Source organism: Chelatococcus sp. CO-6, from assembly GCF_001271345.1.
Taxonomy (GTDB): domain Bacteria; phylum Pseudomonadota; class Alphaproteobacteria; order Rhizobiales; family Beijerinckiaceae; genus Chelatococcus_A; species Chelatococcus_A caeni.
Genome location: NZ_CP012398.1, coordinates 4,337,449 through 4,350,581 on the forward strand (window position 1 = coordinate 4,337,449; position 13,133 = coordinate 4,350,581).

Annotated in this window: 10 protein-coding genes; 3 read left to right on the forward strand and 7 right to left on the reverse strand. The window is 68.2% G+C overall.

Going from position 1 to position 13,133, the window contains the following annotated elements; genetic code table 11:
• Window positions 1–39 precede the first annotated feature (39 nt).
• From AL346_RS20210 to dctP, 5 genes are all read right to left on the reverse strand, one after another.
• Complete coding sequence (locus AL346_RS20210; protein ID WP_053193984.1) at window positions 40–1,554, reverse strand: malonyl-CoA synthase; 1,515 nt, start codon at window positions 1,552–1,554, stop codon at window positions 40–42.
• A gap of 28 nt (window positions 1,555–1,582) precedes the next feature.
• Entirely contained in the window at window positions 1,583–2,941 is a 1,359-nt protein-coding gene (locus AL346_RS20215; RefSeq protein ID WP_019401547.1) for a malonyl-CoA decarboxylase, read from the reverse strand.
• A gap of 19 nt (window positions 2,942–2,960) precedes the next feature.
• Complete coding sequence (locus tag AL346_RS20220; protein ID WP_019401548.1) at window positions 2,961–4,280, reverse strand: TRAP transporter large permease; 1,320 nt, start codon at window positions 4,278–4,280, stop codon at window positions 2,961–2,963.
• Window positions 4,277–4,804: a TRAP transporter small permease subunit gene (locus AL346_RS20225; RefSeq protein ID WP_019401549.1), complete on the reverse strand. Its 528-nt coding sequence runs from the start codon at window positions 4,802–4,804 to the stop codon at window positions 4,277–4,279. Before AL346_RS20225 ends, AL346_RS20220 begins: the two co-directional genes overlap by 4 nt.
• Window positions 4,805–5,065: 261 nt before the next feature.
• Complete coding sequence (dctP, locus tag AL346_RS20230) at window positions 5,066–6,064, reverse strand: TRAP transporter substrate-binding protein DctP (protein ID WP_019401630.1); 999 nt, start codon at window positions 6,062–6,064, stop codon at window positions 5,066–5,068.
• Window positions 6,065–6,201: 137 nt separating this feature from the next.
• Here dctP and AL346_RS20235 point away from each other — a divergent pair, with 137 nt between their 5' ends.
• The 3 genes from AL346_RS20235 (at window position 6,202) to AL346_RS20245 (ending at window position 9,894) form a co-directional block, all read left to right on the forward strand.
• The gene (locus AL346_RS20235; RefSeq protein ID WP_019401631.1) at window positions 6,202–6,858 is read left to right on the forward strand and encodes a GntR family transcriptional regulator; all 657 of its coding nucleotides are present in this window, start codon (window positions 6,202–6,204) and stop codon (window positions 6,856–6,858) included.
• 194 nt (window positions 6,859–7,052) lie between these two features.
• Window positions 7,053–7,847, forward strand: a complete 795-nt coding sequence (locus AL346_RS20240; protein WP_019401632.1) for a PstS family phosphate ABC transporter substrate-binding protein — start codon at window positions 7,053–7,055, stop codon at window positions 7,845–7,847.
• Between the two features lie 7 nt (window positions 7,848–7,854).
• On the forward strand, window positions 7,855–9,894 hold the full coding sequence (locus tag AL346_RS20245) for a methyl-accepting chemotaxis protein (protein WP_019401633.1): 2,040 nt from the start codon (window positions 7,855–7,857) through the stop codon (window positions 9,892–9,894).
• Window positions 9,895–10,007: 113 nt separating this feature from the next.
• Here AL346_RS20245 and AL346_RS20250 read toward each other — a convergent pair whose 3' ends face one another.
• Entirely contained in the window at window positions 10,008–11,156 is a 1,149-nt protein-coding gene (locus AL346_RS20250; RefSeq protein ID WP_019401634.1) for a 2Fe-2S iron-sulfur cluster-binding protein, read from the reverse strand.
• A gap of 71 nt (window positions 11,157–11,227) precedes the next feature.
• A complete protein-coding gene (locus tag AL346_RS20255; protein ID WP_019401635.1) occupies window positions 11,228–12,997 on the reverse strand; it encodes an ethylbenzene dehydrogenase-related protein in 1,770 nt (589 codons plus the stop codon).
• Between the last annotated feature and the right edge of the window lie 136 nt (window positions 12,998–13,133).

Consider the following 13,133-nt stretch of genomic DNA (forward strand, 5'->3'; position numbering starts at 1 on the left):
TCGTGCCGCCGCGGGCCGCCGGTCAGGCGTCGGGATGCCTCACCGCGCGTAGAGGTCCTTGTAGGTGTCCCGCAGCACGTTCTTCTGCACCTTGCCCATGGTGTTGCGCGGCAGCTCCGGCACGATGAAGACATGCTTGGGCTGCTTGAACTTGGCGAGGCGCCCTTCGAGCGCCTTCACGATGGCGGCGGCGTCGACGCTCGCCCCCTTCTCCGCGACGACAGCCGCCGTCACGCCCTCGCCGAAATCGGGATGCGGCACGCCGAAGACGGCGCTCTCGACGACGCCGGGCATGGCGTCGATCTCGCTCTCCACTTCCTTCGGGTAGACGTTGTAGCCGCCGGTGATGATGAGGTCCTTGCCGCGGCCGACGATGTGGACATAGCCGCGCTCGTCGACCTTGCCGAGGTCGCCGGTGATGAAGAAGCCGTCGTCGCGGAACTCGGCCTTCGTCTTCTCCGGGTTGCGCCAGTAGCCCTTGAAGACGTTGGGCCCCTTGACCTCGATCATGCCGATCTCGCCCTGCGGCAGCGCCTGCCCGCCTTCGGGATCGACGACGCGCAGCGTGACGCCCGGCAACGGGAAGCCGACCGTGCCGGCGACCCGGTCCCCCTCATAGGGGTTGGACGTGTTCATGTTGGTCTCGGTCATGCCGTAGCGCTCGAGGATGGCGTGGCCCGTGCGCTCGCGCCATTCGCGATGGGTGTCGGCGAGGAGCGGCGCCGAGCCGGACACGAAGAGGCGCATGTGGCGGGTGGCCTCGCGCGTCAAGCCCTCGTGCTGCAGGAGGCGCACGTAGAAGGTCGGCACGCCCATCATGGCGGTCGCCTTCGGCAGGAGGCGCATCACCTCGTCGGCGTCGAACCTCGGCAGGAAGAGCATGGACGCCCCGGCGGCGAGGATGACGTTCGTCGCCACGAAGAGCCCGTGCGTGTGGAAGATCGGCAGCGCATGCAGCAGCACGTCGGCGCTGGTGAAGCGCCAGTAGTCGACGAGCGTCAGCGCGTTCGACAGAAGGTTGTCGTGGCTGAGCATGGCGCCCTTCGAGCGCCCGGTGGTGCCGGAGGTGTAGAGGATGGCGGCGAGATCGTCCGCGCCCCGCTCCACATCGGCGAAATCGGGCGCCTCGCCGGCGGCGCGCTCCATCAGGCTGCCCTTGCCCGCCGCATCGAGCGTGTCGACCCGGGCGCCGTAGCGCTCGGCGACGGGCACGAGCCCGTCGCGGCTCCTCGGATCGCAGACGACGAGGGCCGGCTCGGCATCACCGAGGAAATAGTCGAGCTCGGCGAGCGTATAGGCCGTGTTGAGCGGCAGGAAGACGGCGCCCGCGCGCAGGCAGGCGAGATAGAGCATGACCGCCTCGGGGCTCTTCTCCACCTGCACCGCCACCCGGTCCCCCGGCCCGACGCCGCGCGCCACGAGCGCATGGGCGATCCTGCCGGTGCCGGCGACGAGGTCGCCGTAGGTGATGATCCGCCCGGTCGGCGTCTCGATGAAGGGCCTGTCGGCAGCCGGCATGCGGGCGGCGAGTTGGGCGAAGAGATAGGATGGCATGGGCTTTGTCTTCGTTCTGTTTTCTTGTTCAATCGGTGACGGGCACGAGCGTGCGCGACGCCCGCTCGCCCTTCAGCTGCTTCCTCACCGCCGCGGCGGCGATGACCTCGCCCGAGCCCGCGAAGGCCTCGTGGTTCTTCTCGATGTCCTCGAGCGCGTAGAGATAGTTGACCATCAGGCCATGGGCCTGGCCGAGGCCCTTGGCGCTGGTGTCGCCGAGGAAGTTGAGCCGCTCCAGCCGCGCCCCGTTGCCGAGGTGGAAGCGCGCCACCGGATCGACCGGCCGGCCGTTCGGCGTCTTGGCCTTGAGGAAATACCAGGCGGCGGCGGGCAGCAGCACCTTGCGCACCTTCTCCGCCGTCGCCGGATCCTCGTGCCAGCCCTCCTCGTCGAGCGCCGCGAGCACCGTCTTCGCCTCGGCATCGAGCGCCTGCGAGGCCTCGAAGCCGCGCTCGCGCTCGAGCCATTTCGCAAAGCCCGGCACCGGCGACAGGGTGACGAAGGTCTTGAGGTTGGGCAGGTCGCGCTTGAGGTCGTCCACCACCTGCTTGATCAGGAAGTTGCCGAAGGAGACGCCGCCGAGCCCGCGCTGGGTGTTGGAGATGGAATAGAAGACGGCGGTGGTTGCCGCCTCGGCGGCGATCGGCTTGCGGTCCTTGGCGAGGAGCGGCGCGATCGCGCCGGGGATCTCCGCCGTCAGCGCCACCTCGACGAAGATCAGCGGCTCGTCGACGAGCTGCGGGTGGAAGAAGGCGAAGCAGCGCCTGTCCGGCGGCTCGAGGCGCCGGCGCAGGTCGTCCCAGTCGTGGATCTCGTGCACCGCCTCATAGCGGATGATCTTCTCGAGAATGTTGGCGGGCGTCGTCCAGTCGATGGGGCGCAGCACCAGGAACCCCCTGTTGAACCATGACGAGAAGAGATGCACGAAATCGGCGTCGACCGCCCTGAGGTCCGGCCGGTTCGGCAGATGCTCGATCAGCTCCTCGCGCATCCTGACGAGCGCGGCTGTGCCGCCCGGCGCCAGGTTGAGGCGGCGCATCAGCTCCTGCCGGCGCGCCTCGGCGGCGGTGTGCAGCCGGTGCAGCGTCGCCGCACCGGGCTTGTCGTGATAGGCCGCGATTGCCTCCTCGACCTTCTGCGGGTCGGCGCCGAAGCGCTCGGCGAGCGCCGTGAGGAAGGCGAGGCGCGTGGCGAGCGGGGCATTGGCATAGCTGTCGAGCACGGCCTTGGCGAGCGCCACGCCCGAGGCCTCGCCGCGGCCGGAGAGCAGGTGCTCCGACAATTCGGCGACGTCGCCGCGCGCCGCCGCATCGCGCGCGAGCCCGAGCATGGCCCGGCCCCGCTCGCTGAGCTGCTGCAGGAGTTCGTTGAAGAACGAGTTCGGCATCCGCCTCTCCTTGATCCTGTCAGATTGCAGGCCCCATCACGACATCCGGCAGCCACGTGGCGATCTGCGGAAAGATGCACAGAAGGAGGATACCGAGGAACATCACGAAGACATATGGCAGCGAGCCCCACAGCACCTCGCGCGTCGGCACCTGCGGCGCGATCGCGTTGATGACGAACAGGTTGAGGCCGATGGGCGGCGTGATGAGCCCGACCTCCATGTTGATCGTCAGCACCACCGCGAACCAGTAGGGGTCGAAGCCCGCCTGCGTCACGATGGGGAAGAGCAGCGGCGCCGCCATGACGATGACCGCGACGGGCGGCAGGAACATGCCGGCGACCAGCAGGAAGACGTTGATGACGCCCATCAGCAGCCAGCGGTTGATCTCGAGCGAGGCGATGGCGCCGGCGATGGTCTGGGTGATGAAGAGCGAGGACAGCGCGAAGGCGAAGAGCTCCGCCGCCGCCATGATCATCATGATCATGATGCTCTCGCGCATCGCCGTGCCGAAGATCTCGACGACGGGCCCCGCCCGGAACAGCCGGTAGACGATGATGACGACGCCGAGCGTGAGGAAGGCGCCCGCCCCGGCCGCCTCGGAGGGCGTCGCGACCCCGCCGTAGAGCACGAAGAGCACGCCGAGGATGATGACGAGGAACGGCACGACCCGCGGCAGCGTGGCGAACTTCTGCGCCAGCGTGAAGCGCCCGCGCCCCGCATCGCCGAAGCGGAAGCCCTTGCGCTTCGCATCGATCAGCGCCCAGGCCATGAACATCGCCGTCAGCATCAGCCCCGGCAGGACGCCGGCGAGGAACAGCCGGCCGATCGAGGTCTCGGTGGCGATGCCGTAGACGATCATCGTGACCGACGGCGGGATGAGGATGCCGAGCGTGCCGCCGGCGCAGATGGATCCGGTGGCGACGGAGGCGGGATAGCCCCGCTTCATCATCTCGGGAATGCCCATCTTGCCGATGGCGGCGCAGGTGGCCGGGCTCGAGCCGGTCATGCCCGAGAAGATGGCGCAGGCGCCGAGGTTCGACAGCACGAGCCCGCCCGGCACCCGGTTGAGCCAGCGGTCGAGCGCCTCGTAGAGGTCCTTGCCCGCGGGCGAGGCCGCGACGGCGGCGCCCATGAGCACGAACATCGGGATCGAGACATAGGCGAGGTTGGCGATGCCCGCATACATCGTCTCGCCGAGGACGTCGAAGATGCCGAAGCCTTCCTCGACCAGGAGCCCCGCGATGGCGGCGAGGCCGAGGGCGAAGGCGATCGGCATGCCCGTCGCCAGGAAGGCGAAGAGCGAACCGACGATGACATAGGCAGCGATGGAGAGCGTCATGCGTCGGCTCCTGCGGCGTGCGGCAGGCGCTGCGCCGCCGACGTCGAGGTGAAGAGTTTCAGGATCTCGGCGACGTACTGCAGGCTGAGCAGCCCGAAGCCGACAGGCAGCGGGATGAGCGGGATCCACAGCGGCGGCGCCCAGACGGTCGACGTGGTCCAGCCGCCTTCCCACGCCTCGTGGAAATAGAGGGCGGAGGCGACGAACATCGCGATGCAGAAGGCAAGGCCGAGGAAGGCGCCGAGGATGGCGAGCGCCCGCCGCACCGGCGCGCTCGCCAGGGTCTCGATGACATCGACCCCGACATGCCCCTTGCGCAGGAGGACGTAGGGCGCGCCGAGGAAGATCGCCGCCGTCGCGCTGAAGACGACGAAATCGGTCTGCCAGATGGTCGGCGCGCGAAAGATGTAGCGCATGAAGATCATCTGGCAGACGACGACCATGGCGGCCGCGATGAGGACGCCGGCGACGATGCCGAACAGGCGCGATACGTTGTCGACACCGGCAACGAAGGCTCGAACCATTTGCGTGTTCCGTTCTCCGAGATGGACCGTGCCGGCTTCGATCCCTCCCCACCCGGGGAAGGTGGGTTGGTCTGGAGGGTCGAGACGGACGGGGTCTCGGCCCTGGCGCCGCCCACGACACCTGCCGCGCCCCCCCGCCGTCGCCGCGTGCGCGGCGCGCCACCTCCCCCGGGGGGGGAGGATCACCCATCCTCTCTCCGGGGCGGGACGGGGCTTTCGCCACCGTCCAGCACAACCTCTGCGTTTCCCGAAGCCCTCACCTCACTCGACGGCGAGCGCCTTCTCGATCAGCTCCTGGCCGCCCTTCACCTTCTCGGCGAAGTTCTTGTAGGAGGATTCCTGCGCCACCTTCAGCCAGGCCTCGTAGTCCGCCTGGGACATCTCGACCACCTCGACCCCCGCCTTCTTGAAGGTGTCGATCAGGAGCTGGTCGCCCTTCTTCGATTCCTCGTTGAAATAGGCTTCCGACGTCTTGCCGGCATCGAGGATGGCCTTCTGCTGCTCGGGCGTGAGCTTGTCGAAGACACGCTTCGACATCAGCACCGGCTCGTACATGAACCACAGTGCGTTCTCGCCCGGCGCCGTGAGGCACTTCACCTGCTCGTAGAGACGATAGGAGATGAAGCTCGACGAAGAGGTGTTGGTGGCATCGAGCACGCCGGTCTGCATGCCGGTATAGATTTCCGACGAGGGCATCGACGAGATCGAGGCACCGGCCAGGGCCAGCATCTGCTCGAAGGCCGGGCCGGCGGCGCGCGTCACCTGTCCCTTGATGGAATCGGGGCCGGTGATGCAGTTCTTCTTGGAGGCGAAGCCGCCCGACAGCCAGGCATCGGCGATGACGACGGCGCCAGCATCCTCGATGATCTTCTTGATATCCGCCATGAAGGGCGAATTGTTGAGCCGCTCGGCACGCTCGTAATTGCGCACGAGGCCCGGCATCAGGGTGGCCGAGAACTGCGGATGGCGGCCCGAGGCATAGTCCAGCGGGAAGGCCGACATATCGAGCTGCCCCTTGGTCAGGGCGCCCCACTGCTCGTTCGGCTTGAAGAGCGAGGCACCGGGGAAGACCTGGATCTTGAGGCCGACATTGGCCTTCTCCACCTCGCGGGCGATGATCTGCACCATCTCGTCACGCGGGTCGCCCTTGCCGCCCGGGAACTGGTGCGAGGCCTTGAGCACGATCTCCGCGGCGGCGGGCATCAGGCCGCTGATCAGGACGGCCACGGCACCGGCCGTCGCCAACAACGTCTTGCGCATGTCGTTTCCTCCGAATGGTCTGGCTCCCTGGGAGCCGGGCCTCTTGCGGGCCTTGGCGCTATCGAAATCAAACTTGCATCCGCTGTCAACGATTTTGTATACAATACAGATCGTCTCGTATGCGATGGTGCGATCACATGAGCGGCAAACGCGGCTTCGTCCTCAGGGACGCCCTGGAGAACGACATCGCCATGGGCCTTCTCAAGGCGGGAGAGCGGCTGGACGAGGCGACGCTCGCGCAGCGCTTCGGCGTCTCGCGCACGCCGATCCGCGAGGCCCTGCTGCAGCTCGCCACCACGGGCCTCGTCGAGATCCGCCCGCATCGCGGCGCGGTCGTCGCCCAGGTGGGCCCCTCGCGGCTCATGGAGATGTTCGAGGTGATGGCCGAGATCGAGGGCATGTGCGGCCGCCTCGCCGCCCGCCGGGCCGACGGGAGCGACCTGACGGCGCTGGCGGCGGCACAACAGGATTGCCGCGCGGCTGCCGAGGCCGACGATACGGACGGCTACTACTACGCCAACGAGCGCTTTCACCACGCCATCTACCAGGCTTCCCGCAACGGCTTCCTTGCCGAGCAGGCCACACTGATGCACCGGCGTCTCAAGCCCTATCGGCGCCTTCAGCTCCGGGTTCGTGGTCGCCTTCACACCTCGCTCGCCGAGCACGACGGCATCCTCGCGGCCATCGAGCGAGGGGATGCGGAAGCCGCCTCCCACCTGCTCAAGGCGCACATCATCATCCAGGGCGAGCGCTTCGGCGACCTTGTCGCCAATCTCGCCGAGCACACGGCCTGAGCCGGCTGCGCGATTTAACGCTCGGCGAGCGTAAATACTGATTTGATCTGCGGAAGTAGCGGACGGTTAACCGACAACATGACCGTTCGTGGGGCGCATTGCACTGAACGCCACAACTTTCGGTAAGTTCACCTTTCATTACCCTCTGTCTCCTATCATGCAACAATCGGGGCAATAACGAGACAAGAGGAAGCATGCGCAAGCTCGTCGGCCTGATCTGCGCCGCCGTCGTCGGCCTCGGCCTGCCAACAGCCGCGAAGGCGGAAGAACTGCGCATCGTCGGCACCGGCGACGGCATCGAGATCCTGAGCGCCGTGGGCGAGCTCTACATGGAGCGCCAGCCCGAAACGACGATCATCGTGCCGCCGAGCATTGGTTCCGGCGGCGGTATTCTTGCCGTCGGCTCGGGAAGGGAGATCCTCGGCCGAATCGCGCGTCCCCTGACCGACGCCGAAAAGGCGCAGGGCGTCGTCGCCGTCCCCTTCGTCAAGCTCCCTTCGGCCTTCTATGTCCATCGCAGCACCGGCGTCTCGTCGCTGACGGGAGCGCAGATCCGCGGGCTCTTCTCCGGCAGCATCGAGAATTGGCGCGAGGTCGGCGGAAACGACCTGCGCGTGCGTGTCGTGCGCCGCGAGGACCGTGACAGCACGCTCTTGGTCCTGCGCGCGACCATGCCCGGCTGGGACAAGCTCGTCTTCACCGAGAAATCGAAGACCGCCTTCACCACGCAGGAAGGCATCGAGACCGTGCGCGACGTGGAGGGCGCCATCGGCTTCGGCCCCTATTCCGCCAACCTGCCCGACGACCTCGTCGTGCTGAAGGTGGACGGCCTGTTTCCGACGGACGACGGTTATCCCAGCGCCAATGCGGTCGACATCATCTACAGCGAGAAGACGGTGACCCCGCAGGCGCGCGACTTCCTCTCCTTCCTCTCCTCGCCGGAAGCCCGTGCGATCATGCGCCGCATGGGCGGCGTGCCCACGAAGTGAGGTCTACGTGAAAAGCCTGTCGTCGCTCGGCACGCGTTTCACCATCGCGATCGTCGCCACGGCCCTGGCGGCTTTCGCAGCACTGGTGGCGCTCACGGTCATGCGCCTCGATCGCGGGCTCAACCGGCAGGCGCTGCAGCTCGAGGCGCTCGCCGAAACGAAGCTCTCCGAGCGGCTCGATGCCGATGCCAAGCTCGCCGCCGCGCGCCTGCACAATGTCTTTGACGAGGTCACCTACCGCATCAACGCCATCGCACTCAGGGCCGATGTGGGGCGCGCCATCACGTCGCGAAACGTCGTTGCGATGAGCGAACTGCTCTCGCGCGCCGCCGAGGTGGCCAAGATCGACGGCATCCTCGTCATCGACAACAAGATGCACGTCATGGGCTCGCACGATCAGTGGCTCGATATCCTCGGCGCCGATGACGCGCTGCAGAAGAGCCAGCTCGCCGATCGCATCCGCCCCCTTCTAGCCGACAACGACAGGCGCCGGCCGCGCATCCTCGAGGTGGTGATGCCGCTCGACGAACAGACGGCGACGGCCATCGGCGCCGTTGCCCCGGCCCCGGCCGCCGCCATCGTCGTCACGCCCATCTTCGACGATTTCGGAGACGTGGTGGCGGCGCTCATCGCCCACCGGGCGCTGCGCGCCAGCGAGCCTCTCCTCAACGAGTTCTCGCGCCTGACGAACACGGGCGTGGCCGTGCTCTCCGGGGACAGGATCGTCTCCCGCTCGGGCCTGCCGCCCCTGACGGGAAGCTTCTCGTCCCACACCAACAACAACCTGCTCGAAACGCCAGACGGACATTTCTTCGCCCGCTGCATCGGCTTCCCCGCGGACCTCAGCGTCTGCGCCCTCGCTCCGCGCACCGAGGCCTACCAGCTCAGGGACGAGACCGTGCGCATCGGCGCAGCCGAGACCCGTGCTCTCGTCGCCTGGCTCGTCGGCGGCGCCAGCCTCGCGCTCATCGCCTTCGCCGCCATCGCCCTCGCCACCGCCCGTCACGTCACCCGGCCGCTGGAGCGCATCACCGAGGCTGTCGGCGCCGTCGCGCAGGGCGACTGGCGCACCCATGTCTCCGGCGCCAACCGCAAGGATGAGGTGGGCGACATCGCGCGCGCCGTCGTCCTGCTCCAGCGCTCGCTGCAGGAACGCGACCAGTTGCGCACCCACGTCGCCTTCGCCGAGACCGTCAAGCAGCGCCGGGAGGCGCTGGAACAGGCCATCCACCGCTTCGACGAGACGATGCGGTCGGTTCTTGTGCGCGTCGGCGGCGGCATCGACACGATGGACGCCATGGCGCACCAGCTCGCCGACGTGTCCGCTGCCGCCGAGAGGGAAGCCGTCGAGGCCGTCGCCGCCTCGGAAAGCACCGTCTCGAGCGTCACGCTCGTGAAGCAGGCGACCGAGCAGCTCAGCACCTCCATCGCCGAGATCGCCGGCAAGGTGCAGGAGACGGCCACCGTGGTCGACGACGGCAATGCCGTCGCCCGCACGGCCACGGCCAAGGTCGACGGCCTTGCGGAGGCGGCGAGCAAGATCGGCGCCGTCGTGCGCCTCATCGACGAGATCGCGGCCCAGACCAATCTCCTCGCCCTCAACGCGACGATCGAGGCCGCCCGCGCCGGCGATGCCGGCAAGGGCTTCGCCATCGTCGCCAACGAGGTGAAGGCCCTGGCCGGCCAGACGGCGAAGGCCACCGACGAGATCGCGAGCAAGGTCGCGGCCATCCAGGAGGCGACCGGCGAGGCGGTGAGCTCGATCGAGATGATCGCGCGCACCCTCGAGAACGTCATGGCGCATACGAAGGCGATCGAGATCTCCATCGAGCGCCAGACCGTGGCGACGCAGGAGATCGCCGGCAGCGTCTATGCCGCCTCCAACGGCACGGTCGACCTGTCGCACAGCGTCGATCGCCTCAAGGCGACGATCGGGGATGCCCGCAGCACCTCCGTCCACGTCGTCAACACGGCGACCGTCATGGTCGAGGAGGCCCGCCGCCTCGACCAGACCGTCCGCACCTTCCTGACCGAAGTCTCGGCTTAAAGCATCTTCGACCGGAGCGGCCGCCGGATCGGCGGAAGAAAACGCCAGATTCTCAAAAGGATAGGCGCTCTTTCTGATTCAATTGGTTGGAAAGAGCCGTGGCGCCCGCCTGGTTATTCCCGGCGCATCAGCCGCCGTGCGGCGAAAAGCGTCTCCTGCAGCGGCCGCCGCGCCGCGGGCCGGCTCGCCGGCCGCGCGGCCGGCAGGCGGCCGGCGTCGTCCATCCCGGCCATCTGCGGAGCGAAGAGGCCGGCATCCTGCGGCACAGGCGTGCGGCCGGGCGTGCGCAGCAGCCGCGCCATCCTGTTCATGAAGGACATGCGCTGCTGGCTGGGCAGGAAGGGATCGGCGAAGCAGAAGGCCCCGGCCGACAGCGCCTTCAGCTTGACGGCGTCGACCAGCCCCGGCGCGCCGGCGACATAGACCATGTCCGACGGCCCGAGCAGCGGCAGGTAGTTCGTCGGCCGTCCCGAACGCACGAGCCCGCCCCCGCCCTGCTGCGCCGTCGCGATGACCTCGCGCGCACCGTGGTCGCGCAGCCAGTCGAGGGAGTGGCGCATGTAGAGCCCGTCGAGGTCGCGTGCACCGGCGATGACGATGATGTCGCGGCGGGGCCGGGCCCGCACGGCCTCGCGCGCCACGGCCCAGATCGGTGCCCAGCCGGTGCCACCGGCAACCAGCACCATGAGGCCGTCGCCACGGCGAAAGAAGGCATGGCCGAACGGCCCCCGCACATCCACGCGATGCCCGGGCATGATGCTGCGGCCGAGTTCCGACGAGACGATGCCGTCCGGCAGCATGCGGATGTGGAAGACGAGTTCGTGCGCCGCGCGCGTGCCGTCCCAGCGCAGGGTCGGGCTGTAGTCGCGCGGCGGAAAGCCGGCGAAGGTGACGCTCACATATTGCCCGGGCAGGTAGTCGAGCGGGCTGCGCAGCTCGACGACCACTTCGACCACGTCGTGCGAGAGGGCGCGCATCGCGGCCACCTGGCCCGAGCGCTTGGTCGCTTCCGGCACCTCGTCATAGGTGATGACCGCATCCCCCTCGAGCGTCGCCTGGCAGGCGAGCACCGTGTCGCCCTCCCCGGTGCCCTGGTCGTCGACCGCCCCGGAGACGACGCGCACGCGGCAGGTCTCGCACTGCCCCGAGCAGCAGTCGTGCGGCACCGCGATCCAGCCCCCCATGGCCGCATCGACCAGCGTCTCGCCGACGCTGGCCCGAACCGTGCGTCCATTGACCGTCAGGTTGCACTTGCTTGCCATGTCTCACCTCTGGCGCCGCATCCGCCCCGCGGGCGCGGCAGAACGGGACGCTGCGCCGGGCAGCGGGCGCATCACTCGACGACCAGCTTGACGGGACGCACGTGGCGCGTGTGCCGGGTCTGGGTGTGGTCGAAGACGGCGACCCACATGTAGAAGGGCTCGCCAGGCACGAAATCGACGTCGTACTTGCTGCCTGTGGCCAGGGCGCGCTTGGTCTCCAGCGTCCACCACCCGTCCGCCCAGCGGGCGGCACCGGTGACATCGGCGCGATCGCCGCTGTACTCGCCCATGATGAGCACGCCGGGGATCACGGTGCCGACGGGGATGGCGGCATCGAGCTCCGGCGAATAGGGGGCCGTCTCCGCCTCCATCATCCACCACTGCGCGCCCTCGCTGTCGATGCTGTCGGGGTCGAGGTCGAAGGTCTTGAGCTTGGCGACGGTCTGCCGGTAATCGACCGGCAGGCGCTTCAGCTGCACGGGGCCGCGGTAGCCGCCCGGCGGCTCGGAGACGTAGTTGTAGACATAGAAGGCCTTGCCCGGATCGCCGGTGTAGCCGCCCTGGTAGCGGGCCGTCTTGTTCCAGTCCGCCTCCTTCGGCTCGATCGGCGGGCCGATGAACTGGTCGTCGACCTGGCCGAGCAGACCGCCGCGCGAGGCCTTCCACTGCCACATGTCGATGTAGCTGTCGTCGGTGGTGTAGTGCAGGCCGCGGTTGTTGAGCGCGCCCGGCTTGTCGGGAAGCGGCCGCGGGCCGAGATGGGTCGCCCCGCCTCCGCCGAAGGCCTGCGAGCGCGAGAAGATGACGGACAGCTTGTCCTCGTAGAAATTGAACACGTCCGCGGTATCGGCGTGATCGTGGATGAGGTGCCAGCCGTCCTCCCGCTTGATGAGCGGCAGGCGGCGCAGCGAGCGCGACGGATCCTGCCAGCGGAAGGCGAAGTAGATGTTGTCGGCATCCCGAACCGCCCGCACCTCGACGAGCGATTCACCGCTGCCGCCGAGATTGGCGCCCTGCTGGGTGCGGATGCGCACCGGGCCGGCCCGCCGCCAGGCGGGATCGTCGAGCACGCCGTCGAGCGTCGGCGCCTCGTCGACGACGCCGACCGTCAGCGTGTCGCGCGTGCCCCAGTCGAAGGCGGCGATCGCGCCCGCGACCGGCACGCCGACCAGGACCGCCGTGAGCAGGGGGCGGGCCTTCATGCCGCTGTTGGCCACGAGCCGCGTCGGCCGGAACAGCCGCAGGATCTGCGCCCAGCCGCCGTAGAGGAAATGCGCGACGACGTGAACGACAATGTAGGCCAGCACGGCAAGGGCGCAGGCCGCATGGACGGCGACGATCCAGCCGCCGTAGCCGAGGTAGAGCGCGATACCGGTCGCCGTGAGGACGGCGACGAGCCCGTAGATCACCCAGTGCAGGATGACGTTGACGGCGCCCCAGCGCAGGCGGTTGGCGGCGGGCATGACGAGCGCCCGCGTCTTCTTCAGCGCCACCCGATGGCGCAGGCCGCTGCGCAGCATGTAGAGCGCATAGGCCGTCGCGGAGAAGAAGAGGACGAGGCTGGCGACGAAATGGACGGTCCAGATCTCCCCCTGCGGCAGGATGGGCTCCAGCGCCTTGGAGATCACGGCCTCGGGCGCGTCGGCCGAGATGCGCAGGCCCGTCAGCAGGCTCGCCACCATGGCGATGGCGACGAGCCAGTGCAGGAAGATGGTGCCGATATCGGTGCGGGGCGGCCCCTCCCTGTCGCGGGTTGCGGCCTGCCTTGCCGCCCCGGCCGTGGCCCGTCCGGCCGGTCGGGATCTGTCGATCCCTTCTCGCAGATGTCCGATATCGGCCATGCTCGTCACCCGTATCGAGGAAGTCGGATCCGTGAATGCTGTTTTGATTTAAATTTTAATCTATCTTTTATCAAATCAGACCGGTCGCCAATAGCCAAGACTGATCGTGCGGCGAAATTCTGTGGTGCTGCGACGC